Origin of the sequence: Gaetbulibacter sp. M240 (genome assembly GCF_043876815.1) — a bacterium.
Taxonomy (GTDB): Bacteria; Bacteroidota; Bacteroidia; order Flavobacteriales; family Flavobacteriaceae; genus Gaetbulibacter_A.
Genome location: NZ_JBAWKA010000003.1, coordinates 266798 through 292102 on the forward strand (window position 1 = coordinate 266798; position 25305 = coordinate 292102).

At 38.3% G+C, this 25305-nt stretch carries 25 protein-coding genes; 16 read left to right on the forward strand and 9 right to left on the reverse strand.

What is annotated here, in order from left to right:
• The first annotated feature begins 485 nt into the window (after nucleotides 1-485).
• The 12 genes from V8G61_RS10350 to V8G61_RS10405 all read left to right on the forward strand — a co-directional run bounded on the left by V8G61_RS10350 (nucleotide 486) and on the right by V8G61_RS10405 (nucleotide 12168).
• Nucleotides 486-1286: an alpha/beta hydrolase gene (locus tag V8G61_RS10350; RefSeq protein ID WP_394875581.1), complete on the forward strand. Its 801-nt coding sequence runs from the start codon at nucleotides 486-488 to the stop codon at nucleotides 1284-1286.
• 156 nt (nucleotides 1287-1442) lie between these two features.
• Nucleotides 1443-2201 (forward strand): hypothetical protein, encoded by a 759-nt coding sequence (locus tag V8G61_RS10355; protein WP_394875582.1) that lies wholly within the window; start codon nucleotides 1443-1445, stop codon nucleotides 2199-2201.
• 492 nt (nucleotides 2202-2693) lie between these two features.
• On the forward strand, nucleotides 2694-3464 hold the full coding sequence (locus tag V8G61_RS10360; protein WP_394875583.1) for a hypothetical protein: 771 nt from the start codon (nucleotides 2694-2696) through the stop codon (nucleotides 3462-3464).
• 142 nt (nucleotides 3465-3606) lie between these two features.
• On the forward strand, nucleotides 3607-4473 hold the full coding sequence (locus V8G61_RS10365; RefSeq protein ID WP_394875584.1) for a helix-turn-helix domain-containing protein: 867 nt from the start codon (nucleotides 3607-3609) through the stop codon (nucleotides 4471-4473).
• A gap of 105 nt (nucleotides 4474-4578) precedes the next feature.
• Nucleotides 4579-5157: an OsmC family protein gene (locus V8G61_RS10370; RefSeq protein ID WP_394875585.1), complete on the forward strand. Its 579-nt coding sequence runs from the start codon at nucleotides 4579-4581 to the stop codon at nucleotides 5155-5157.
• A gap of 11 nt (nucleotides 5158-5168) precedes the next feature.
• Nucleotides 5169-5906: a methanethiol S-methyltransferase gene (mddA, locus tag V8G61_RS10375; protein WP_394875586.1), complete on the forward strand. Its 738-nt coding sequence runs from the start codon at nucleotides 5169-5171 to the stop codon at nucleotides 5904-5906.
• Between the two features lie 115 nt (nucleotides 5907-6021).
• The gene (locus tag V8G61_RS10380; RefSeq protein WP_394875587.1) at nucleotides 6022-6798 is read left to right on the forward strand and encodes a DUF6090 family protein; all 777 of its coding nucleotides are present in this window, start codon (nucleotides 6022-6024) and stop codon (nucleotides 6796-6798) included.
• A 66-nt stretch (nucleotides 6799-6864) separates the two neighbouring features.
• The gene (locus tag V8G61_RS10385; RefSeq protein WP_394875588.1) at nucleotides 6865-7272 is read left to right on the forward strand and encodes a nuclear transport factor 2 family protein; all 408 of its coding nucleotides are present in this window, start codon (nucleotides 6865-6867) and stop codon (nucleotides 7270-7272) included.
• 371 nt (nucleotides 7273-7643) lie between these two features.
• Nucleotides 7644-8237, forward strand: coding sequence for a sterol desaturase family protein (locus V8G61_RS10390; protein WP_394875589.1), 594 nt, complete (start codon nucleotides 7644-7646; stop codon nucleotides 8235-8237).
• Between the two features lie 117 nt (nucleotides 8238-8354).
• Complete coding sequence (locus V8G61_RS10395) at nucleotides 8355-9896, forward strand: FAD-dependent oxidoreductase (protein ID WP_394875590.1); 1542 nt, start codon at nucleotides 8355-8357, stop codon at nucleotides 9894-9896.
• 30 nt (nucleotides 9897-9926) lie between these two features.
• Complete coding sequence (gene glpK, locus V8G61_RS10400) at nucleotides 9927-11429, forward strand: glycerol kinase GlpK (RefSeq protein ID WP_394875591.1); 1503 nt, start codon at nucleotides 9927-9929, stop codon at nucleotides 11427-11429.
• 10 nt (nucleotides 11430-11439) lie between these two features.
• Nucleotides 11440-12168, forward strand: coding sequence for an MIP/aquaporin family protein (locus tag V8G61_RS10405; RefSeq protein ID WP_394875592.1), 729 nt, complete (start codon nucleotides 11440-11442; stop codon nucleotides 12166-12168).
• A gap of 1 nt (nucleotide 12169) precedes the next feature.
• Here the strand turns inward: V8G61_RS10405 and V8G61_RS10410 are convergent, their stop codons facing one another.
• The 3 genes from V8G61_RS10410 to V8G61_RS10420 form a co-directional block, all read right to left on the reverse strand.
• Entirely contained in the window at nucleotides 12170-13213 is a 1044-nt protein-coding gene (locus V8G61_RS10410; protein ID WP_394875593.1) for an SMP-30/gluconolactonase/LRE family protein, read from the reverse strand.
• Between the two features lie 128 nt (nucleotides 13214-13341).
• Entirely contained in the window at nucleotides 13342-13563 is a 222-nt protein-coding gene (locus V8G61_RS10415; protein WP_394875594.1) for a hypothetical protein, read from the reverse strand.
• Nucleotides 13564-13637: 74 nt separating this feature from the next.
• On the reverse strand, nucleotides 13638-14873 hold the full coding sequence (locus V8G61_RS10420; RefSeq protein ID WP_394875595.1) for a 3-deoxy-D-manno-octulosonic acid transferase: 1236 nt from the start codon (nucleotides 14871-14873) through the stop codon (nucleotides 13638-13640).
• A gap of 144 nt (nucleotides 14874-15017) precedes the next feature.
• Between V8G61_RS10420 and V8G61_RS10425 the strand changes: the two genes are divergently transcribed.
• From V8G61_RS10425 to V8G61_RS10435, 3 genes are read left to right on the forward strand one after another with little or no spacing between them, the layout of a single operon-like run.
• Nucleotides 15018-16172 (forward strand): DegT/DnrJ/EryC1/StrS family aminotransferase, encoded by a 1155-nt coding sequence (locus V8G61_RS10425; RefSeq protein WP_394875596.1) that lies wholly within the window; start codon nucleotides 15018-15020, stop codon nucleotides 16170-16172.
• Complete coding sequence (galE, locus tag V8G61_RS10430) at nucleotides 16165-17193, forward strand: UDP-glucose 4-epimerase GalE (protein WP_394875597.1); 1029 nt, start codon at nucleotides 16165-16167, stop codon at nucleotides 17191-17193. Before V8G61_RS10425 ends, galE begins: the two co-directional genes overlap by 8 nt.
• Before the next feature lie 28 nt (nucleotides 17194-17221).
• Nucleotides 17222-18496 carry an amidohydrolase family protein gene (locus tag V8G61_RS10435; RefSeq protein ID WP_394875598.1) on the forward strand — a complete coding sequence of 425 codons (1275 nt, stop codon included), beginning with the start codon at nucleotides 17222-17224 and terminating at the stop codon, nucleotides 18494-18496.
• Here the strand turns inward: V8G61_RS10435 and lspA are convergent, their stop codons facing one another.
• The 4 genes from lspA to V8G61_RS10455 are packed head-to-tail and all read right to left on the reverse strand — an operon-like array spanning nucleotide 18497 to nucleotide 22469.
• Entirely contained in the window at nucleotides 18497-19021 is a 525-nt protein-coding gene (gene lspA / locus V8G61_RS10440) for a signal peptidase II (RefSeq protein WP_394875599.1), read from the reverse strand. It lies immediately after the preceding gene.
• A gap of 4 nt (nucleotides 19022-19025) precedes the next feature.
• Nucleotides 19026-19913: an ACP S-malonyltransferase gene (fabD, locus tag V8G61_RS10445; protein ID WP_394875600.1), complete on the reverse strand. Its 888-nt coding sequence runs from the start codon at nucleotides 19911-19913 to the stop codon at nucleotides 19026-19028.
• 42 nt (nucleotides 19914-19955) lie between these two features.
• Nucleotides 19956-21512, reverse strand: a complete 1557-nt coding sequence (locus V8G61_RS10450; RefSeq protein WP_394875601.1) for an NAD(P)/FAD-dependent oxidoreductase — start codon at nucleotides 21510-21512, stop codon at nucleotides 19956-19958.
• A 45-nt stretch (nucleotides 21513-21557) separates the two neighbouring features.
• Nucleotides 21558-22469: a dihydrofolate reductase gene (locus V8G61_RS10455; RefSeq protein ID WP_394875602.1), complete on the reverse strand. Its 912-nt coding sequence runs from the start codon at nucleotides 22467-22469 to the stop codon at nucleotides 21558-21560.
• Between the two features lie 297 nt (nucleotides 22470-22766).
• On the opposite strand from V8G61_RS10455, the gene V8G61_RS10460 reads away from it, so the two are divergent.
• Nucleotides 22767-23063, forward strand: coding sequence for an isoamylase early set domain-containing protein (locus tag V8G61_RS10460; RefSeq protein WP_394875603.1), 297 nt, complete (start codon nucleotides 22767-22769; stop codon nucleotides 23061-23063).
• A gap of 56 nt (nucleotides 23064-23119) precedes the next feature.
• On the opposite strand, the gene V8G61_RS10465 is transcribed toward V8G61_RS10460, so the two are convergent.
• Together V8G61_RS10465 and V8G61_RS10470 are read right to left on the reverse strand one after the other, a co-directional pair.
• The gene (locus tag V8G61_RS10465; RefSeq protein WP_394875604.1) at nucleotides 23120-23944 is read right to left on the reverse strand and encodes a thymidylate synthase; all 825 of its coding nucleotides are present in this window, start codon (nucleotides 23942-23944) and stop codon (nucleotides 23120-23122) included.
• Between the two features lie 99 nt (nucleotides 23945-24043).
• Nucleotides 24044-25300: a nucleoside permease gene (locus V8G61_RS10470; RefSeq protein WP_394875605.1), complete on the reverse strand. Its 1257-nt coding sequence runs from the start codon at nucleotides 25298-25300 to the stop codon at nucleotides 24044-24046.
• Nucleotides 25301-25305 lie beyond the last annotated feature (5 nt).

Below are 25305 nucleotides of genomic sequence, written 5' to 3' on the forward strand. Positions count from 1 at the left end.
ATTTGAGCATATATTTAAGTTTTCATAATTGAATGGTTTCAAGTCCCGCCTTCAGTACAGATAAAAAGCCGAAACAAATGTTTCGGCTTTTTTGTTTTCGGAACGCAACGAAACGTGTTTCAGGGCGTGGAGAAAACAAAACAGGCGACCCGCAGGGTAGGCTTTTTTCAACATGTTGAAGTTGGGACTCGCCGCAGGCAATTCCCGTTTTTAGTGCGAATACAACCGCTTCGCGAAGCGGTTCTCTTTTTGACTATGTCGCCTCGGGACGCGTCGCAGGCAATTCCCGCCTCTAATTAATTAAGCCATTTCCTTTTGCTCGTTTGACGGGTATCATCTTCTAAATCAACTGGTTTTTCTGTAATAAAGCTTAAAATTCCTCTGCGGTTATACGAATTTTTCTATTTTTAGATGAAATAAACATAATGTGGCTAAACACAATTGGGTTTAGCTATACGTTGTGTTTAATTAGAAAACCGAACTAAATGAAAAATAAACCAATAACATATTTAATTATTTTACTGCTATTTGGCTATAATTTAAGTGCTCAAAATAGCAACATAAGTTATCCAGCTACCAGCGAAGAAATTACAATAACAATCGGTAATGATTCGATTGCGGCTTTTGGAATGTTTGCCGCTGGAAAGGAAAAAAAAGAAACAGTTCTTCTTCTTCACGGACTTCCAGGAAATGAAAGAAATCTTGATTTAGCTCAAGAATTAAGAAGAGACGGAAAAAATGTAATCTATTTTAATTATCGCGGTGCTTGGGGAAGTCAAGGAGAATTTATGTATTCAAATTGCATCGAAGATGTAAAAAAAATAATGGATTTTTTCTCTACTTCAGAGAATTCTCATAAATACAAAATTAAGGCAGATTCATATATTCTTTTTGGACACAGTTTGGGTGGCGGAATTGCTCTTTTAAGTGGCGCAAAAGACAAAAGGGTCAAAAGAATAGCAATTTATTCACCTTTCAATGTAAATACAGCATCGAAAGAAACCTTGGACTGGGCGAAAAATTATATAAGCGGATTATTTATGCTCAATGTTGACTCGGAAAAGTTTATTAAAGAACTAATTGACAATCAAACTTCATACAATCCATTGAATTTTAAAAACGAATTAAGCGAAAAAAGCCTTTTGGTTTTAGATGAAAACGAAAGAAATAAAGAATGGGTAGAACAAATCAAAAATGGCGAATATATTTTAATGAAAACTGACCATTCATTTTCGGATAAAAGACTTGAACTAATTGAAAAAGTTGTCGAATGGATAAATAACTAAACACAACAGCGTGTATAATTAATTGCTAGTGCAAGCCTGCTTGCGAAAATCCTCGCGGATTTTCTATTCGGTTTGTATTTGCTAAATTAGTTGCTTAAACCACACAACTAATCTTATACAAGACCGTTGTGCTTCATTATAACCAACTATTAACCAATGATAAAATTCTTTAGAAAAATTAGACAGAACTTACTTGCAGAAGGAAAAACAGGAAAGTATTTAAAATATGCCGTTGGAGAAATTGTGCTAGTCCTAATTGGAATTTTATTAGCGTTACAAATAAACAATTGGAATATTAATCAAAATAATTTAAAAGAATCAAGGGAATTTGTAAATCGACTTCAAAAAGAAATAATTAGTAACATCAATTTTACCAAATCTGAAATTCAGCGGAAAGAAAGTGAAATAAAAAGTGCTCTTGCTATTTTAAAAATGATTGATGAAGAAGATAAAACCAAGAATTCTTCTCGTTCCTTGGATAGTCTTATTTTTATTTCAATGACAAATAATAATATGGAATTTAAAATAGGAACGTTAAATGAAGGGTTTAATACAGGAAAAGTAGCGCTTATTACTTCAGACTCTTTAAAATCATTATTGTATGGGTTACCTTCCATAATTGATGAAACTAGAGTGTTAGAAAAATATAATAATGAAGATTTAAATAGTTACTTCTACCCCTTCATATATAAAAACATAAGTTTTAGGCAGATGGATGGTGTCCATTCAGAATACGCAGATCAAATAGGCACTTCTAAATTTACTAATCATAAAAATTTAAATGTACTTAATTCAATGGAATTTGAAAGTTTAATAGACAATAGGTTTTATAGTTGCAATAGCCAACTTAAAAGCTATGTAAATCTTAAAAATTACTTGGATAGCATTAATAAAATGATAGAAGAATTTCATTAGAATGACGAAAGCACAACAACGGCTATAAGTAATTGCTTGTTCTCGCCTACTTCTGAAAATCCGTGAGGATTTTCAGTTTGGTGTGTAATTGCAAAGTTAAGTACTAACCCAGGCAACTACTCATAGCTGGAGACGTTAATTCATATTTTTGGATAGTGACAAACTCAACAATAAATACAATCGGACTTGTTTTTGACCTGATAGGTGTTTTAATTCTTTTTAAATATGGACTTCTATCCGATGTCGATAAAAAAGGACACATAGGATTGGTTTTACAACAAGAAGACGAAAACGAAAAAAAGAAATGGAAAAAATATAATTTTTGTTCTAAAATAGGATTAGGATTTATATCTGTTGGATTCATTTTTCAAATAATTTCTAATTACTGTTAATAGCTGTATTTTAAACATAATAAGCCTAATGAAATTGACAACTGTTTTATTTTTTTCATTTTTCGTGACGTTTGCATATTCTCAAACAAATAGTAAGCAAGTGGAAAAAAATTATGAATTGATTGCGGACGATGACGGCATTTTAGTAGAAAAATTTGATTCGACGATCGTTGATGAAAACAAGTACAACCACAACAACATCATTTATAAAGTAGGTAATAGTTTTAAGTACAAATTTGAGCACATAACGACTCAGGGAGAAATCAAGTTTTTTAAAGTCATAAACGACGACAGCGGGTGGGTGTTTGTGGATTTCAATAACACCGATTCTACTACAGTGAGATCTGTAGAGATTAAAGTGCTTAATGGCAATCCAATGTCAGAATACATACCCGGCTATAGTCAAACAGCCTTAACTTATAAAAGCGGCAACAACAAAGGGTATTCTATGTCGGGGGCGATTGAGAATGAAGGAAATGTCTGGATTCATCCACCACGTGACAAATACTTTGAAATTTTAGAATTAAATCCATTCCCATATATTAAAGCACCTTACGACATTGGAACGAAATGGACTTGGCGTTTGGACATTGGCGACTCTTGGGCAGACGGCCGCTGGAAACTTTGGAATGGTAGTATTGAAAATAAGTATCAATACGAAATTACAGGCAAACAGACTTTAAAAATGGCCTTGGGAGAAGTTGAATGCTTCGTCATCGAATCGGACGCCAAAAGCCGAATTGGAGAAACAAAACTGACCGCCTATTTTAATCCTAAATTTGGATTTGTTAAATTGAATTATACAAATATTGACGGAAGTAAAACAAATCTTGTTTTAAAGGAATTTTCTGAGAATGAAAACGGCAGGTAACACCCTATAAATTTAACAGCTATTACAAGCCTAATCACAAGAATTCGCGCCGATATTCTATTCGGATTGTATTCACTAACTTAGGTTCTTAAATATTGCAACGATAGATTTAGCATCATTTAAAAAAACTAAAGAGCATAAAGTGATCAATGCCTACGAATACTTTAAAAATCATCCGAAATTCAACAAGCTTGTTGGGAATGATTTCTTGTTCGTAGAATATAAATGTCCTCTCAATATTGAAGAGTTTCAATTGTGGGTTGAAAATCATTTAATTACCTATGTTATTAGTGGAAAAAAGGATTGGATTACTTCAAAAAAAACACACAAGCTTAGTGCAGGAGACACACTATTTGTTAGAAAGGGTGTTTATACTACAAAGCAATATTTAGAAAGTGATTATTGTGTTATGCTATTTTTTATTAATGATAATTTTATAAATAGGTTTATTGCAGCGAACCCAACTTTTAAAAGAGAATTCAATCATAAGAACGAGCATAATCAAATTTTTGAGATTAGCACCAATGATGTTTTTAAAACATTGATAAAAAGCATTTTCCAATATTTAAATCAAAAAGAGGAAATGCCTAAAGAATTAGTGGAAATTAAATTTAAAGAACTACTCTTCAATATCGCACTTAACCCAAATAACAAGGACCTGCTATTTTTCTTTAATTCAATAATGCAAGACAGTAAAACAACTATTGAAAACATAATGACAGAAAATTTTCAATACGATCTAAAAATAACTGATTATGCAAAACTCTGCGGGAAAAGCTTGTCTTCTTTCAAGCGTGAATTCAAAAAGTATTTTAATACAACACCAAGTAGGTGGTTGATCAAGAAACGATTAGACCACTCTAAAATACTACTATTAGGCACAAATTTAACCGTAAGTGAGGTAGGTTATGAATGCGGTTTTAAAAATAACTCCCATTTTATTCAAGCTTTTAAAAAGGCAACTCAAGTAACGCCCAACAAATATAGGCTCCTCAAAAAAGAAGCGTAACTATTATTCTGGACTTTTAAGAACATTATCTGGGCTTTTAGGAAATCCTTTTTGGTAAGATAAATACAACCTTTACATCATTAGTTAATTAGAATAAATGATGTGATGCCCAATCAAAAACTTTCAACCAAGAACACAAAATCTGTTTACGACACTTCCATTGTTTACCAAAGACATTTAGTGCTTAATGAAAAATATCTAAAAGATCCCGCATCGGCCTGGATTACTGATTCTGCGGAGATTATTGGAAAAAATTTACACGATCCATTTAGAACATTGGTTTCCATAAATGATAAAATGAAGGTTCCATTTAAAATTGGAGTTCATAAAGCCGTTGGAGGCGACCACGATTTCCCAAATCCCGGAGATTTACTTTGTGCTACGCTGGCATCTTGTTTTGAAAGCACCATTAGAATGATCTCCAATAAACTGAGAATAGAACTTATTGAAACAAAAATAAAGGTAAATGCTCAAGTTGATGTTAGAGGAACTTTAATGATGGATAAGTCTGTTCCCGTTGGGTTTCAATCTATGCATATTGATGCATTTATTATGGCTAAAAACACCAATGAAAAGATCTTACACAAACTCATAGAAGGAGCAAAACTTAGCTGTATAATCTATCAAACCATAAAAAAAGGCATCCCAATTACGATAAACTCGGATGTTAAAACCAAAAACTAAAGCCGTAAATCATGAAAAAATTAATCATATTATTATTTGGTATTATAGCCTATTTTGTTTTTCTAATGGCTTTTTTATATGCCATTGGGTTCGTAGGTAATATCATCGTTCCAAAATCAATAGACTCAGGTGCAGAAACTTCAATGTATTCTTCAATAGTTATCAATGTCGTTTTATTAAGTGTTTTTGCTTTACAACATAGCATTATGGCCAGACCCAAATTTAAAAAATGGTTTACTTCAATTTTTAGTCATGCTATGGAACGCAGCACTTATGTTCTACTATCTAGTTTAGCATTAATTTTAATTTATTGGAAATGGCAACCAATAACAGCTATAATTTGGGAAATTGAAAACACGATGCTTTCTAGCATTATCATTGGAATATTTTTTCTAGGTTGGCTTATTGTTTTACTTTCTACATTTATGATCAATCATTTTGAACTTTTCGGACTATCTCAAATTTTCAATAATCTAAAGAACAAACAAATTGCCAATCCAAAATTTCAAACAAACTATTTATATAAAATTGTTCGACATCCCATTATGCTGGGGTTTTTAATTGCCTTTTGGGCAACGCCTATTATGACAGCTGGACATTTACTATTTGCTCTGGTAACGACTATGTATATCTTTATTGCTGTAAAGTTTTTGGAGGAAAAAGATCTGAGAAAAGTTATAGGAGAAAAATATGTAACGTACCAAAAAGAAGTTCCAATGATTTTTCCTTTTACTAAAGGCAAGCGGTAAGATTTTGGGAAAAGTTAGAAGCCAAATCTGCCTGTAAATCATTGCTGGCTAGTTGATAAACCGGAAAAAAAGCTATCTTTAAGCAGTAACGGCTTTCAACCAATCCAAACCAGCAATGATAAAATTCTTTCGTAACCTCCGTAAAACATTTTTAGCTGAAGGTAAAACAGGAAAGTATGTGAAATATGCGGTTGGAGAAATTGTTCTTGTGGTTATTGGAATTTTAATCGCCCTATCCATCAATAATTGGAATGAATCTAAGAGACTGAAAAAAGAAGAAACACTCTACCTTGAAAGATTAAAAATAGATTTAGAAAAAGACACCCTTTATTATAACAATACTATTGACAGAGCAAATCTATTAATAGAGAGGAGCAATTTATTTTTCATAAAACTCTACGACGAACAAAAATCTATTGATGAAGCTAGGGAGTTATTGAGTATTCCATTATGGGATTCTGAATACCTCACCATTCAGGACAATACCTATATGGAACTTGTTAGTTCTGGAAAACTCAATATTATTTCTAATGCAACTTTGAAGGTAGCCATCGTTGATTTTTATCGATTAGTAGAGTCACATAAAAATTATATAAGAGAAGGTAATGAATATTCTAGAGAGCTCATGGCTCATCATGCCAGTAATTATCCTGGACTTATAAAACAATCAAGAGATCCAATGGAATTGGAAAAAATCATTAATGATAGAATGTTTAGGATGGAAGACTTTCAATTTCTCAATACCCCTTCTAGTGATCAATTTCAAAGTTTCGAAGATATTGTTATGGTTTATAAAATTAAACATGAAGCATTTATTAATCTATTTAAAGAATTAAAAAGTAGATCAAATGATTTATTATATCAAATAGAACAAGAAAATCGGGAAAACTGAAAAGAGACTTAATTATTTTAAACCTGTAATAGTATTAAATTTTATTAACCACCTAAATAATAGATTATGACAACTGAACAAAACATTGAAATTATTAAATCATTGTACAATGCGTTCTCAACCGGGGATATGCCAACGGTTTTGGGGCTTATGCATCCTGAAATCGAATGGAATGAGGCCGAAAGTAATTCGCTTGCAGCTGGCAACCCATATATTGGGCCAGATGCCGTTTTAGAAGGCGTATTTGCAAATCTTGGTGATAAACATGAATACTTTGGGTTACAGGATGTAAAAATTCATGGTATGAATGATAATATGGTTTTGGCTACGCTTCGCTACGATGCTAAAGTAAAAGTGACTGGCAAGGCTTATAAGGCACAGGCCGCACATTTATGGACGCTTAATGATGAAGGAAAAATTACGGCCTTTCAACAATTTGTAGATACCAAGAAATTGGCAGACTCAGAAGTGTAACGTGAATTGCGGTACCGGATAAGCCATAAAAAATAAGGAAAGCAAAATATCGGCTAAAAGTAATCGGACCTTTCTTGCTAACTCATGAAAATCCTTGAAGATTTTCAATTTGGTTTTATTCCTAGAAAAGGCAAACATTATTATCGGTTCTGGAGCATGGCTTCTGATTTTCAAGCAAGTAAAATCTTTGAATTTTAAGGCGTAAGTTTTTTTCACTACTTTAGTTTTTTAACCTGATGCGAGGTGAAAAAGATCTTTAATAAAAACCCCAAATGAGATTAAATTATTTTTCTTAATTTTATTTATAACAAAACCAACGTCTTAAAATAGAGTGTATTAGGTGTTATTTTTTTAATTAAAAATGATCCGATATGTCGCAACAAACCACCTTTAAAATACCCAAGACCAATTCGCTGGTAGCCGTAAGCATCTATTTGGCTCTGGGTCTTTGTGCCTTGGTATATGGTATTCTGAATATTGAGGTAGCATTCTGGGCTAAATTATCTTTACCTTTTGCCGGCGCCATCTTTTTTACCTTTATTGAATATGTAGCGCACCGTTACCTATACCATTCCGGAGAGGATTATACCAATGCCGAGAACTGGCAGTATACCATGCACGGAGTGCATCATATGCATCCCAACGATAAAGGCTTGCTGGCCATGCCCATTTTTCTGGCACTGGTTTTGGCTGCCGCCTTTTTTGGTTTGTTCCATCTCGTGATGCAGGATCATGCCTTCTTCTTTTGGCCCGGTTTCCTAATGGGGTATGCCGGTTATTTATACGTTCATTATAGCATTCATGCCCACAAACCACCCAATAATATTTTTGGCTATTTGTGGAAGCACCATTTACTGCACCACCACATCTATGACGATAAGGCCTTTGGTGTCACCTCGCCCTTGTGGGATATGGTTTTTGGTTCCATGCCGCCTAAAAAAGCATTGCACCGAAAAGAGGGTTAGAACCAATGCCCTTTTTTATTTTATTCTTTGAGCGAACTTTATTAATTTCATAGAGAATTATTTTATTCAACAGCTCTAAAAAAAATTGACTTCAATTTGTTCGACAGAAAAACTTTAATGCATTCCCTGAAAACCACCGAATCTTGGGATGTCATCATTATTGGTGGTGGCGCTACCGGTTTAGGTGTAGCGGTAGATAGCGCCTCGCGGGGCTATAAAACCGTATTATTGGAACAGGTTGATTTTGCGAAAGGAACCTCCAGCCGTAGTACCAAACTCGTTCATGGTGGCGTGCGTTATTTGGCGCAAGGAAATATCGACTTGGTTCGGGAAGCATTGTATGAGCGTGGCTTAATGCGGAAGAATGCCGATCATTTGGTGAGCGATCAGCCCTTTATTATTCCTACCTATTCTTTTTGGGGAACCTGGTTCTATACCATTGGATTGAAGATTTACGATCTTCTTTCTGGTAAATTAAGCTTTGGGAAATCGACACGCATTTCTAAAAAAGCGACCGAAGAGCGCTTGCCTACCCTTAAGTCAGATACCTTACGCAAAGGCGTTCTATATCATGACGGGCAGTTCGATGATGCCCGGCTCGCCATAAACCTGGCTCAGACTGCCATAGAGCAGGGGGCTACAGTACTCAATCATTTTCAGGTAACCCAACTTTTGAAAAATAGTGCTGGTAAGATTTCGGGGGTGGAGGCTCAGGATTGTGAAACGAATACGGTGTATACCTTAAAATCTAAGGTCGTGATCAATGCCACTGGGGTGTTTAGTGATGCCATTCTGCAAATGGATAATGCTGAAGCCAAACCCAGTATTCGACCTAGTCAGGGGATACACCTTGTTTTGGATCAATCGTTCCTGCCGAGTCGTGACGCCATTATGATCCCAAAAACCTCCGACGGTCGGGTGTTGTTCTTGGTGCCCTGGCATAACCGTGTGGTCGTCGGAACGACAGATACTTTATTGGATAGCCATAGTCTGGAACCAAAGGCCTTGGAATCAGAGATCGCATTTATTTTACAAACGGCAAATAATTACCTAAGTAAACCGGTTACCAAAAATGATGTACTGAGCATTTATGCTGGTTTACGTCCTTTGGCAGCACCTAAGGATGCCTCGGAAAAGACCAAAGAAATATCCCGTAGTCATAAGGTCATCGTCTCAGAATCTGAACTTGTTACCATTACCGGTGGCAAGTGGACAACCTACCGCCGTATGGCGCAGGACACTTTGAACAAGGTGATCACTCTGGGAAAATTACCTCCCGCTAAATGCCGAACAAAACAGTTGAAGATCCATGGAGCAGGTCTGGTTTTGGATGAGACCGATCATTTTTATGTGTATGGTAGTGATTATAAGGCGATCGCCCAACTCATTGAAGCCGAACCGGAATTGGGGGAAAAACTGCATCCCGATCTGGAATTTACCAAAGCAGAAGTGCTTTGGGCTATACGCAATGAAATGGCGCGAACTGTGGATGATATCTTGTCACGCCGGGTGCGTCTTTTGTTTTTGGATGCTCGTGCCGCCATAGATAGCGCACCTATTGTTGCTGCGATGCTCGCCAAAGAATTAGGTAAAGATAAGAACTGGCAAGACCAGCAAGTAACCACATTTTTAGAACTGGCTAAAAGTTATGTGCTTTAAATGAAATAACACCAACCAAACTAAAGTAATATGGAAAAGTATATCCTCGCCCTGGATCAGGGCACGACAAGTTCCAGAGCTATTGTTTTTGATAAACAAGGCCGAATTGTTTCGGTCGCACAAAAAGAATTTACCCAGCATTTTCCAAAACCGGGATGGGTAGAACACGATCCTCAGGAGATCTGGTCCACTCAGGCCGGAGTGGCAGCGGAAGCAATTGCCAAAAAAGGTCTCAACGTAGAGAATATTGCGGCTATAGGGATCACTAATCAGAGGGAAACTGTGGTAGTTTGGGATAAACATACCGGGCAGCCGGTATACAATGCTATCGTGTGGCAGGATAAACGTACGTCTGACTATTGTGATACCCTTAAAAAAGAAGGTAGGGAAACCATGATCCGTGAAAAAACTGGCTTGGTTATCGATTCCTATTTTTCAGGTACAAAAGTGAAATGGATCTTGGATAATGTGGAAGGAGCCCGCAAAAAAGCTGAGGCCAGTGATTTACTTTTAGGGACCATTGATACCTGGCTCATCTGGAATTTTACGAAAGGGGGGCAGCATATCACTGACGTAACGAATGCGTCGCGAACCATGTTGTTCAATATCAATACTATGGATTGGGATGACGACTTGTTGCAACTGTTCGACATTCCAAAAAGTATGCTTCCCGAGGTCAAGCAATCTAGTGAAGTTTATGGTTATACCCAATCGACTTTTTACGACGCGAAGATCCCCATTGCCGGAATTGCAGGAGATCAGCAGGCGGCCTTGTTCGGCCAGATGTGTACCAAGCCGGGAATGGTGAAAAACACCTATGGTACCGGTTGTTTCATGCTGATGAATATTGGGGACGATCCCGTTATTTCAAAGAATAATTTACTCACAACCGTGGCCTGGAAGATCAACGGAAAAACAACCTATGCCATTGAGGGGAGCATTTTTATAGCTGGTGCTGTTGTACAGTGGTTGCGTGATAGTTTAAAAATTATAAGGAACTCCTCGGAGGTGGAAAAACTGGCGGGTTCGGTGCCTGATACCGAGGGCGTTTATTTTGTACCTGCCTTTTCCGGACTTGGAGCGCCACATTGGAACCAACAGGCACAGGGTACTATTTTCGGGCTCACACGAGGTAGTACGGATGCTCATATTTCTCGGGCGGCTCTGGAATCTATCGCCTTCCAAACTATGGATATCTTAAAGGCTATGGAAAAAGATTCAGGGATCGCCATCAAAGAACTAAGGGTGGATGGTGGCGCCAGTGTGAATAACATGCTGATGCAATTTCAGGCTGATGTGCTGAATACCAAAACGGTACGCCCTAAAATTGTGGAAACTACCGCTATGGGTGCTGCATTTTTAGCTGGTTTAGCGGTAGGTTATTGGGAGAATTCAGAAGAAATTCAAGATATTTGGCAAACCGATACCTATTTTTATCCAACCGAGGAGCGCGAAGCCATCGAGAAAAATATCAAAGGCTGGTACCGGGCTATAGACGCGATGCAATACTGGACTGAGGATCATTCTAAATAAAAAATAAAACATGACACCATTTGCTTCAGAAATAATAGGAACGACCATACTCATGTTATTGGGTAGTGGCGTTAATGCTAATGTGGTATTAAACAAGACCTATGCGCATAACAGTGGCTGGATGGTTATCACTACTGGTTGGGCTTTGGCGGTATATGTGGCGGTTGTTGTTGCAGGTCCTTATAGCGGGGCGCATATTAACCCTGCGGTTTCAATCGGTCTGGCAACCGCTGGAAAATTTCCCTGGCATGAGGTTCCCCTGTATATCGTAGCTCAAATGTTTGGTGCGATGATAGGTTCAGGTTTGGTTTGGCTCATGTATCGCCAACATTTTGAGGAAACGGTGGATGCTGCGGCAAAGAAAGCGGTGTTCTGTACCACACCAACCATTCGAAATTTTACTTCAAACTTTTTAAGTGAGACCATCGGGACCTTTGTTCTTATTTTTACGATCCTCTATTTTACAGATGCCACCATCACTGATACAGAAACTGTGATCGGACTAGGGTCTTTAGGGGCTTTGCCGGTGGCATTTTTAGTTTGGTCGATAGGCTTATCTTTAGGAGGAACAACAGGGTATGCTATTAATCCTGCACGTGACCTAGGGCCGCGTATCATGCATGCGGTATTGCCTATAAAGGATAAAGGTTCCAGCGACTGGAGTTATTCATGGATCCCAGTTTTTGGTCCCATTTGCGGTGGGGTTTTAGCAGCTATATTAATGCAGTTGTTGTCCTGAATTATTTTAGATCCACCGAGAGAATGCGGTCATCCGCAGTCATGTATAGCGTCTTTTGATCGTTAGTGAAAGCACAATTGGATGTGGGGCGATCTGTGCGGATTCGTGCTATCGGTTTTCCTTCCAGATTAAAGACCCAAACGCCACCCGGACCGGTTCCAAATACATACCCGTCTTTATGCATTTTCATACCGTCGGGATTTCCGGCTTCATCCGGTTTCCCGATATGATTTGTTACATCGTAGAAGATGTTTTTATCAGTTGCTATTCCCGGTTCTGAAAGTTTGTATTCGTACCAAACCGCATGATTGGGATCGGAATTTGCTACATACAATTTTGAATTATCCGGTGATAAGGTCAAACCATTCGGGCGACTGATACTGTCTAGCACTTTTAATTCGCCGCTTTTTAATAGGCAATACACACCCTGAAAGTTTAATTGTTTATTGATGGTATCAAATTGGCCTTGAGGTAGACCATAAGGCGGATCGGTAAAATATAAATTACCCTCATTATCATAGACCAGATCGTTGGGACTATTGAATTTTTTTCCTTCGAAATCAGCAGTTAACACCTTAAAATCCGGCTTTGGATCGTTCAGTGGAGCATTCATTTCTGCTATATCGCGGTTACCATGTTGTGCCATTACCAACCGTCCTTCAGGATTCAGGGTCAAGCCATTCGAGCCCGGTTCACTGCCTTTAAAATTGGTGTCTGTAAAACCGGAAGGTTCTAAATAGGTGAGGGTATCATTCGTTGTTGTAAGCTTATAGATCTTATTCCGGGGCACGTCTGAAAAAATCAGGTACTGTCCGTCATTGATCCATAGTGGGCCTTCCGACCAGTCGAATCCGGTAGCCAACACCTTGATCTGACTTGTAGAATCAATTATTGCATTAGCCGAATCATCTAATATTTCAACAAATAATTTTGGGTCACTTTCGGTGGGCTTTACGGAGTCCTTTTCCACGTTCTTGCAAGAAATGCTCACACTGATAAGGATGATACTAAGTATGAAAAAAGTTCTGGATAATATTGTTTTCATTGTAAGAAGAAATGGTTTAGTTAGTAAAGGTTTCTAAAATTACGTATTGTATTTTAAAAACAGCGCATAAAAAAAGAGAAACACAAGGTTTCTCTTTTAGGAATTGTACTTTTTTGATTCAATAGGAATTATTTCACGGCTTCGCCTGTTTTTTTGATAGCTTCGCCTGCTTTTTCAACAGCATCTCCTGAAGCTTCAACCGCTTCGTCCATGGCTTTACCCGCCTCTTCCATAGCGCCTTCGGTAGCTTCAACAGCATCATCAACGGAGTCTTTTTTTGTGTCTCTACAAGAGGTAAACGATAAACTTAAAGCTAAAACAAATAGAGTACTTAATGCTAATTTTTTCATAATATTTAGTTTGTTGGGTTAGGTATATTAACACTTAATTAACTAATATACAATTTGATAGGTTAACTTATATCTTATATACGTAGGTAATTGCATATTTGGATGACAGCTCCTTTATTTTTATCGATAAACTGTGCGTTGGCTTGCCCGGCCTTTTTGCGATGTACGGTATTTTCAATAAGATCATCCAGGATCTCATCAAAAGTATTTTGGTTACTAATGGAAAACGTCCCGCCTGTTTTAATAAGATCATGAGCTTCAGGGAAATTTTCATAATGGGACCCTATAATAATGGGGACACCAAAAACTGCAGGCTCTAAAGTATTATGCAAACCTGTTGTTCCCAAAGCACCGCCAACATAAGCGATATCGGCATAACTGTAAATTTTCGATAGTAGTCCGATCGTATCTATCACAAAAACTCGAGTGTTTTTAAGGTCAGCGGTATCCTTATTTGAATATAATGCTACAGGTTCTTCTATACTTTCTATAAAATTTTGAATCAAATGTGATTTGATATTGTGAGGGGCAATGATGAATTTCAGGTCTGTTGAAGGATGGGTATTAATATACTTCGCTAGAAGCGCTTCACCTTCGGGCCAAGTACTTCCCCCTACAATACAGAGTTTGTTATTTTTGAAGTTCGCAATAAAATCCAAATGATTAACCATGTCTAATTGTTTCGTAACGCGATCAAAACGTGTATCTCCGGATACCGTTATTTGCGTATAACCTATAGATTTCAAAAGTGTTTTTGAACTTTCATTTTGGGTGAAAATATGTTCAAAAACAAACAAAGCTTTTCGCAACGGACTTCCATACCACTGGAAGTAGGTTTGATGTTTTCTGAAGGTTGCCGAAATTAAAATCGCCCGTTTACCAAGAACCTTCATTTCATTTAAAAAATTAGGCCAAATATCGTATTTTACAAAAACAGTGAGTTCCGGATGTACCAGATTCATAAAGCTTTTAGCATTCTTTTTGGTATCAAGCGGTAAATACACCACAGCATCAGCGAGCGGCGTATTTTTTCGAATCTCGTAGCCGGAGGGCGAAAAAAAACTTAGTATAATCTTGTGGGTTTTATAGTGTTCTTTTAGTTTTTCAAAAACCGGTAAGCCTTGTTCGTATTCCCCCAGCGACGCGCAATGAAACCAAAGGGTCTTATCGTTAGCTTTGATAGTATTTTTAAGAATCTCAAAGGTCTGACGCCGGCCAATAACTCCCTTTTTGATCTTCAGATTGAATAGGGCTAGTACCTGTAAAATAAAACGGGTAAGATGGATTCCTAGATTATAAATAATATGCACACTATTTTCTTTGGAGCTAAAATACAGTTCTTTGAAATAAATTCATTGGTTGGGGCTTATGAATTTTGTAATTTTGTTCTTTACGAAACCCTGCAAATACCTCAATAATAAGTCTTAAATTACGCAGGATTTAATTTTTTTTAAATGAAGAAAATACAAATGGTTGACCTTAAGGGTCAATATGAAGGTATCAAAGATGTTGTCAATCCATCCATACAAAATGTCATAGAAAATACCGCTTTTATCAATGGCCCGAAAGTTCACGAATTCCAAAAGAATTTAGAGGATTATCTTGGGGTTAAACATGTTATCCCCTGTGCCAATGGGACCGATGCTTTGCAAATAGCTATGATGGGACTAGGTTTAAAACCCGGCGATGAAGTGATCACGGCCGATTTTACCTTTGCAGCTACTGTTGAGGTGATCGCCCTTTTAGGTTTGACACCGGTGTTGGTGGATGTTAATGAAGATGATTTTAATATTAATATCGAGGCTATAAAAAAAGCCATTACGTCTAAGACCAAGGCTATAGTTCCTGTACATTTGTTTGGGCAGTGTGCTGATATGGATGCTATTATGGCGATCGCAGAAGAACATAATTTGTTTGTTATCGAGGATAATGCACAGGCTATTGGTGCGAATTACACCTACAAAAACGGAAACAAGACTAAAGCCGGAACCATAGGTCATGTTAGTGCAACGTCCTTTTTTCCTTCTAAAAACTTGGGTTGTTACGGCGATGGTGGTGCGATTTTTACCAATGATGATGAATTGGCTCACACCATTAGGGGGATTGTAAACCACGGGATGTATGAGCGCTATCACCACGATGTAGTAGGTGTGAACTCACGATTAGATAGTATTCAGGCTGCAGTTTTAGATGCTAAGTTACCACATTTGAATGCTTATAATAATGCCCGTAGAACTGCTGCGAGAAAATATAATACTGCCTTTGCCGGAAAGGAAAATATCATTACACCAAAAACAGTGAATGGCTGCGAAGGTATTTGCAATACCTGCGATTGCCATGTGTTTCATCAGTATACTTTAAAGATTAAGAATGTAGACCGTGATTCGCTCGTTAAACATTTAAATGAGCAAGGTATTCCTTGTGGGGTGTATTACCCGATTCCATTACACCTGCAAAAGGCTTATGCAGATGAACGTTACAATGAAGCGGATTTTGAGGTGACAAACCAATTGGTAAAAGAGGTGATCTCCCTACCTATGCACACCGAGCTTGACGATGAGCAAATCGAATTTATAACACAAACCATATTAAAATTTATTCATGGATAAAATATTAGTAACAGGCGGACTGGGCTTTATTGGCTCACATACCGTGGTTGAACTTCAAAATGAAGGCTACGAAGTAGTCATAATTGATGACTTGTCGAATTCGTCTGAGGGTGTTTTGGATGGTATTACGGCCATCACTGGGATCAAACCTATATTCGAACAGATCGATCTTAAGGAAAAAAGTCTTGTAGAGGATTTTTTCAAAAGACATAACGATATTAAAGGAGTTATTCATTTTGCAGCCAGTAAGGCTGTTGGGGAGAGTGTTCATAAACCTTTATTGTATTATGAAAACAACATTGGTACCCTTGTTTATCTGCTTAAAGAATTAAGCAAACTTCCTGAAGCGGCTTTTATTTTTAGTTCTTCCTGTACCGTTTACGGTCAGGCTGATGAGTTACCGATCACGGAAAGTGCCCCGGTGAAAAAAGCGGAATCACCTTATGGTAATACAAAACAAATTGGTGAAGAGATTATCCAGGATACCTGTAAAGTGGCTGAAAATTTAAAGGCAATTGCCTTGCGATATTTCAACCCTGTTGGAGCACATCCATCTTGTAAAATTGGGGAATTACCTATTGGAGTACCACAAAATTTAGTGCCCTTTATAACCCAAACCGGAATTGGTTTGCGAGAACAACTTTCGGTATTTGGAGATGATTACCCAACGCCGGACGGTACTTGTATCCGTGATTATATTCATGTGGTGGATCTGGCGAAAGCCCATGTGGTAGCTTTAGAACGCTTGTTAAAACATAAAAATAAATCAGCTTATGAGACCTTTAATTTAGGAACGGGTACAGGTAGTTCGGTACTGGAAGTGATCGAGTCCTTTGAACGTGTTTCTGGTGAAAAGCTCAATTATAAAATTGTCGGCCGCCGGGAAGGTGATGTGATTGCCGCTTACGCGGATACCAAAAAAGCCAATGAAGAATTGGGTTGGAAAACCGAATTATCACTTGATGATGCGATGCTTTCTGCTTGGAAATGGGAGCAGGCGGTTAGGTCTGAAAATGAATAGCAAAAACACAAACTAATTTCTCTAAGAAATGAAAAAATTATTCACTTTATTACTTTTAATGGGCTATTCAGCGATTGCTCAAAACACGTATATTCATTGTGGAAACCTTATTGACACGAGATCCGGTAAGGTTTTGAAAAATAAGACCATTGTAGTTGAGGACGGAAAGATCTTGTCGGTAAATAGTGGTTTTGTCAATCCTAAAACAGATAATGATATACTGGTTGATCTCAAGGATAAAACGGTATTGCCTGGTCTTATAGATTTGCACGTGCATTTGGAAGAAGAAAGTAATCCAAAAAAATATATTGAACGCATCACGAACAATAGAGAGGACGTTGCTCTGAGGGCGACGGTATTTGCAAAAAGAACTTTGTTGGCAGGATTCACCACGGTACGCGATTGTGGTGGTACTGGTGTTAATATTGCGGTGCGAAAAGGTATCAATAATGGCTATGTTGCGGGGCCCAGAGTATATACATCGGGCCGCATTATAGCCTCAACTGGTGGACATGGTGATCGGTCAAACGGACGAAACCTGGAGTTGGTAGAGGATTGGGGGCCTGATAAAGGGATCGTCAATGGTGTCGCAGACGCCCGAAAAGCAGTAAGACAACGTTATAAGAATGGGGCAGACCTTATAAAGATTACCGCAACAGGCGGCGTATTGAGTCAGGCAAAGAATAGCTCTAATCCGCAATTTACCTTGGAGGAGATCACAGAAATTTGTAAGATCGCCAAAGATTACGGTATGAAAGTGGCGGCCCATGCCCATGGTGATGAGGGCATCAGGCGAGCTATTTTAGGGGGTGTAACCACGATTGAACATGGAACTCTAATGAGCGATGAAAGCATGGAATTAATGAAACAATACGGAACCTATTTTGTGCCTACCATAACCGCCGGAAAAGAGGTTGCAGAAAAGGCGAAGATCGAGGGGTTTTTTCCTGATGTTATTGTGCCCAAGGCCTTGGCTATTGGACCAAAAATTCAAAATACATTCGCACGTGCTTATAAAAAGGGCGTAAAGATTGCCTTCGGAACAGACGCTGGCGTTTTTGATCATGGTGATAATGCCCGAGAGTTCACTTATATGGTGGAAGCCGGAATGCCTGTCATGGAAGCCATTCAATCCGCTACGATCACCGGAGCAGAGGTCTTAGATCTTGAAAATTCAATAGGCAGTATTGAGCCTGGATATTTGGCCGATATCATTGCCGTAAATGAGGACCCTACACAAAATGTAGAAACGCTTAAGGATGTGATTTTCGTAATGAAAGACGGTGTGATTTACAAGCAGTAATCAGGATGCTTCAGGCTTAGATTTATCTTTTTTGAAACTTAGTACCATTAAGATGATCATCCCCGTGGTTACAGATAGGTCCGCCATATTAAAAATGCCGGTACGTACCAAATCCGTTATTTTTATATAAAAGAAATCAGTTACTGAACCATACATAAAGCGATCGAATACATTGGCAATTCCCCCACCAATGATGCTGGAAAAAGCAAATAGGGACCAATAATTAAGTTCCTTGTCCTTTAAGATATAACGAAATACAAAACCAAGAACAATAACGGGGAGGATAAGTAAAAGTGCGATTCGCATAGGCTCACTGAGATCGCTACCCATACCCAAAAAGGCACCTTCGTTTTCTACATTCATTAAGGTGAAATAAGATCCAATGAGGGAAATTTGCTCCCCGGGATTGGTGTCTGTTCGAGCACCAACATAATGGCGTACTAATGCTTTAGAGATTTGGTCAACGGCTATAGTAAGCGTGATGATTAAAAAAATAAAACGGTTACGCTTGGAAAGTAACTTCATATGATTATTGCTCAAGAGTTGCGGACGTCGTTTCGGCAGAACGATCTATTTTTTTAACCAGACCCTGCAATACTTTTCCGGGACCAACTTCGATAAAAAGACTGGCGCCATCAGCGATCATGCTTTGCACAGATTGGGTCCAACGCACAGGTGCTGTTAACTGTGAGATCAAATTTCCTTTGATTTCCGCAACATCGGTTACCGCACTAGCCGTTACGTTTTGATAGATCGGACAGTTTGGTACATTGAAACTGGTATTCTCAATAGCTGCTGCTAATTCTTGTCTTGCCGGTTCCATCATAGGGGAGTGGAAAGCACCACCAACGGGTAGGACCAAGGCACGACGCGCTCCAGCTTCGGTTAGGGCTTCGCAAGCTTTATTTACAGCTTCTACTTCACCCGAGATTACCAATTGTCCTGGACAATTGTAGTTTGCGGCAACCACAACACCTGGAGTTTCATCACATATTTTTTCCACCACAGCATCATCTAAACCCAATACTGCAGCCATTGTACTAGGTTGCCTCTCACAGGCTTTTTGCATGGCTTGCGCACGTTTCGAAACCAGTTTTAGACCATCTTCAAAAGTTAATGCACCGCTAGCAACTAAAGCTGAAAATTCACCTAAAGAGTGCCCTGCAACCATATCCGGTTTAAAGGAATCTCCAAGTGTTTTGGCTAAGATCACGGAGTGTAAAAAGATGGCCGGTTGTGTTACTTTAGTTTCTTTAAGATCTTCGGCAGATCCTTCAAACATAATGTCTGTAATATTAAATCCTAAAATCTTATTAGCCTCCTCAAATAATTCTTGTGCTAATGGGGAATTCTCGTAGAGATCCAGGCCCATACCTGAAAATTGTGCCCCTTGACCGGGAAATATATATGCATTCATGTGTTTCAAATTTGTCATGCAAAAATAGAAATAAAAATAGAACTAAGCGTTATGAACTGCAGCTTCTGCACAGCGCTCTCCATCCATGGCAGCAGAGACAATGCCTCCGGCATAACCGGCACCTTCTCCACAAGGGTATAAGTTTGTAATCACGGTATGTTCCAGTGTAACGTTTCGGGGTATCGATACAGGTGATGAGGTTCTCGATTCCACACCTACAATATTGGCCTCTTCGGTGTAGTACCCGTTCATTTTTCGGCCAAAGGCCTCAAAACCTTTACGTAATCGGCTACCGATCAATTTAGGTAATAAGGAATGTAATGGCGCCGATCGTAATCCGGGTTGATAGGAACAGTCATTTAACTGATTAGACAGGCGACCTTCAACAAAATCGGTAAGACGCTGCGCAGGGGCAGTCTGGTTTCTGCCACCGGCGGTAAATGCCAGACGTTCCAGATCTTTTTGGTATTCCAGAGCTTTTAGCGGGCCAAAGGCTTCATATTTATAAAGGTCTTTTTCGGCATCTATTTCCACTACGACCCCTGAATTTGCAAAAATATTGTTGCGTTTCGAAGGCGACATCCCATTCACTACAACCTCACCGGGAGCTGTAGCTGCCGGAACGATAAAACCGCCGGGGCACATGCAAAAGGAATACACGCCTTTGCCATTAACCTGTTCGACTAAACTATAGGCCGCCGCAGGGAGTAAGTCACTTCGTTTGTCGGAACAATGATATTGTATACTGTCAATGATATGTTGTGGATGTTCTACACGAACTCCCATGGCAAAGGACTTCGCGGCGATAACTACCTGCTTTCTTTCGAGCATGTAAAAAATGTCTCTGGCCGAATGCCCTGTTGCGAGGATCACTTTTTCTACGGCCATTTCGGTCGCCTCATTTAATTGTATCGCGGTTATCTTTTTATTTTTTATAGTGAAATCAGTGACGCGTGTCTCAAAATGAATCTCTCCTCCGTATTTAAGAATGGTCTCCCGAATATTCTGAACCACTTTAGGTAATTTGTTCGTGCCGATGTGTGGATGGGCATCAATGAGGATCTGTTCAGTGGCACCGTGATATACTAGGTTTTCAAAAATACGTCGTACATCACCGCGTTTTAAGCTTCGCGTGTATAATTTTCCATCGCTATAGGTTCCGGCACCACCCTCGCCAAAGCAATAATTTGAATCTTCGTTTACGATATGATCCTGATTGATAGCTTTGAGGTCCCTTCGTCGGTCCCGTACATTTTTACCGCGTTCTAAAACAATAGGTTTAAAACCTAATTCAATACATCGTAGGGCTGCATACATACCGGCCGGACCAAATCCGATGATATGAATAGGTTTGGCTTTCGAAACATCTTTATATTCAAAAATATAGTTTGAAACTTCGGGTGGGTTTTCATTGATATAAACCGCGATCTTATAATTGAAAACTATATGTGGTGTCCGGGCATCGATAGATTTCCGAAGGACTTTTACGGCATTTATATCCTTGGTTTTGACGCCCAATTTTTGAGCGGCTTTTGCTTTTAAATTACCGCTTTGAGCTTCTTCTTCCAGAGAAATACGAAGTTGTAAATTTTTGATCATTCAGAAATGAGTTAAGCTGACTACCGCTTTATATATTAAGTAAATTTAGGCCCGTTCGTAAGTGATAAATGAATAATCGAATCCGTTTTTTGCATCCTTCTTAACTAATTGTCTTCCTGTTTCCTTCCAAAGCGAGCCGTCAATTTCCGGAAAAAATGTATCTGCCTCAAAAGTGGCATGTACTCGAGTTAGTTCAATCTTGTCCGCTAATACCATGGCTTGTTTGTATATTTGACCACCTCCAATAATAAAAGGTTGTTCATCGTCCTTCACATTAGCAATTGCTTCGTTAAGACTGTTCACAACAATAACCCCTTCAGGAACCTTATAATCTTTTTGATTTGTGATCACGATGTGGGTTCTGTTAGGTAAAGGTTTTGGAAAACTTTCAAAGGTCTTTCTGCCCATTAGAATATGGTGCCCCATGGTGAGTCGTTTAAAACGCTGCAAATCATCAGGTAAATCCCAGATCAATTTATTGTCTTTACCCAGTGCATTGTTTTCGGCCGCAGCCGCAATAATGGTCAGTTCACTTTTTTTTTTAGAGGAGTCATCATTTTCAAGAACCTCCTTATCAGCTTTTAGTGTTACTTCTTTTTCAACTTTGGTCCTTAATTTATCAATGCGTTTTTCTTGTTTGGCCACGAGTTTTTCCAATTGATTTTTCTCCCAAGACTTCCCCATAAAACGATGCGTAATAAAAACATTGAAGGTATGGTACATTAGAAAGAAAAGCCAAATGGTAATGGCAATAACAAACCACTCGACACCGAATATGGTAAAATCCTTACCAACACCAAAAACGATATTAGCCAGGATAAAAAATAATGAGCCTATCAAAAATACGACAAAATGAGCGTATAGCTGCTTTTTTTGTCGAATGCGTTTTTGAGCGGTTTCAATGAGCTCCAACTGCTCTTTATCGATGTGTGAATCTGTTTTATTCTTAGTAAACATGGTATAAAAATCTTAGGGTAAAGTTAATGTTTTTTTAGGGATAATTTAGGGCTTTTAAATGCCTAAAAATTAGTATTTTGCCGAAAACGTTTGCGAGGAATTTTGAGCTAAAAATGGGCTATTTTGGTATTATTAAGGTTGTTAATCTTGTAAATTTAATAGGCTATTTTTTCCAACAGTATAATTATGGTAAAGGCATATTAAGAAATTGATAATTCTTTAGCCTAAACCATTAATTCGCTGCTTACTATGCTGTAACTTTTATACCTTAGCACTATCAAACAATACATTTTTATTATGGCTATTAAAAAACAATATTTGAAGAGCAAACCTATTTGTAAGGTGACTTTTTCCATAGATGCTGAAGATGCAAAGAAAGTTTCTGTTGTTGGAAGTTTTAACGATTGGAATGCTAAAAAAGCACCTTTAAAGAAATTAAAGAACGGTACTTTTAAAGGTACTGTAGACTTAGAGAAAGATAACACCTATGAATTTAAGTACATCGTTGACGGCGCTTACTTAAATGATGATAGTGCCGATTCGTATGCATGGAATGACTATGCCGGTACTGAAAATAGTGTGGTAACGGTTTAAGTAAAATAAATCTAAGAAAAATTAAAAAGCTTTCCTGTTTCGGGAAAGCTTTTTCTTTATACCGCTACGGCACCTTTGATATGTGGGTGCGGATTGTAATCTACCAGAGTAAAATCCTCGAATTTGAAATCGAAGATGTCTTTGATCTCAGGGTTTAATATCATTTTTGGTAGTGGCCGGGGCTCCCGGGAAAGTTGTAATTCTAATTGCTCCATATGGTTGCTGTAGATATGGGCATCGCCGAAGGTATGAATAAATTCGCCGGCTTCATATCCGCAAACTTGCGCCATCATCATTGTGAACAATGCATAAGAAGCAATATTGAACGGTACTCCTAAAAATATATCAGCGCTCCGTTGGTATAACTGACAAGATAATTTTCCGTCGGCTACGTAAAATTGAAAAAATGCGTGACATGGCGGCAAGGCCGCTTTACCGTTAGCAACATTTTCACTAAAATTTTTTGAAGTATCAGGAAGAACGGATGGGTTCCAGGCCGATACCAGCATCCGGCGACTGTTGGGATTCGTTTTTAAGGTTTGGATCACCTCTTTGATCTGATCAATCTCATCATTGTTCCAGTTACGCCATTGGTGACCATAAACCGGACCCAGATCGCCATTTTCGTCTGCCCACTCATTCCAGATGCGTACGCCATTTTCGGTGAGGTATTTTATATTCGTATCACCTTTTAAAAACCAAAGCAATTCATAAACAATCGATTTTAAATGTAATTTTTTGGTAGTTACCATGGGGAATCCTTCACTTAAATCGAATCGCATTTGATAGCCGAAGACACTTTTAGTGCCGGTTCCTGTGCGGTCGCCTTTAGCATTACCGTGCTCTAAAACGTGTTTTACTAAGTCGTGATACTGTTTCATATACTTATGCTTTTTCCGGGATGAAAAATATAAAAAAAGGCTAAAACCAAAATGATTTGACCCTCTAATAATATAAAAAGTTATTAACGTGTATTGTTATTAATGCGTAAGTTCTTTAATGACCTCCGGATTGTGTTTGTGCTTGAATAGGAATGCAAAGGCTACAGTGATTACTAAAGCATAGACGGCGAAGGTTAGCCAAATGTTTTGCCAGTCCTTTCCGCTGGCCGAGGTAAAATACTGATCGATTAAAAAGCCACTTACCACACTTCCAAAAATAGCACCAAAACCGTTAGTCATCATCATAAATAACCCCTGAGCAGAAGAACGGATCTTCGGACTTGTTGAGGTCTCTACAAATAACGATCCTGAGATATTGAAAAAATCGAAAGCCATACCGTAAACGATACATGACAGAACGATAAGCACCAAACCGAAGCTTTCCGGATATCCGTAGGCGAAAAAGCCAAAACGCAATACCCAGGCCACCATACTCATAAGCATAACTTTCTTTATTCCAAATCGTTTTAAAAAGAACGGGATAGCCAAAATAAAAACTGTTTCAGAAATTTGTGATATCGACATAATGATGGTGGAATACTTCACCACAAACGAATCGGCATATTGCGGTATCAATTTAAAATCATCTAAAAACACATCGCCATAGGCATTGGTGAGTTGTAAAGCAGCACCTAGAAACATACTAAAAATAAAGAATAGGGCCATTTTATAATTCATAAATAACTTGAAAGCGTCCAACCCAAATAATTCTACAAACGATTGACTTCCGGACGTTGTATTCTCTGGTTTACACTTTGGAAGCGTAAAGGAGTATAAGCCTAAAAAAATGGCCGCAGCGGCTGCAATATAAAATTGATTTGCAGATGCCTTGTTGCCAGTCAAATTAGTAATCCACATTGCTACAATAAAACCGATGGTTCCCCATACACGAATCGGAGGGAAATTTTTAACGACGTCCAGATCACTTTTTTTTAAGGCATTATAAGCTACAGAATTTGATAAGGCGATAGTTGGCATATAAAAGGCCATGGCTAACAAAATCACCCAGAAAAAAGTTGTGGTGTCATTGATCATGGGAACATAAAGTAGAGTTAAACCACTTAAAATATGTAAGGTGCCATATAATTTTTCTGCATTGATCCATCGGTCTGCAATGATTCCGCAAATAGCGGGCATGAATAATGATGCGATCCCCATAGTAGAAAAAATGGCTCCGAAATCAGAACCATCCCAACCTTTTGTGCCAAACCAATAGTTGGCAACTGTAATTAGCCATGCACCCCAAACAAAGAATTGTAAGAAGCTCATGATAATTAGTCGAAATTTTACACTCATATGAT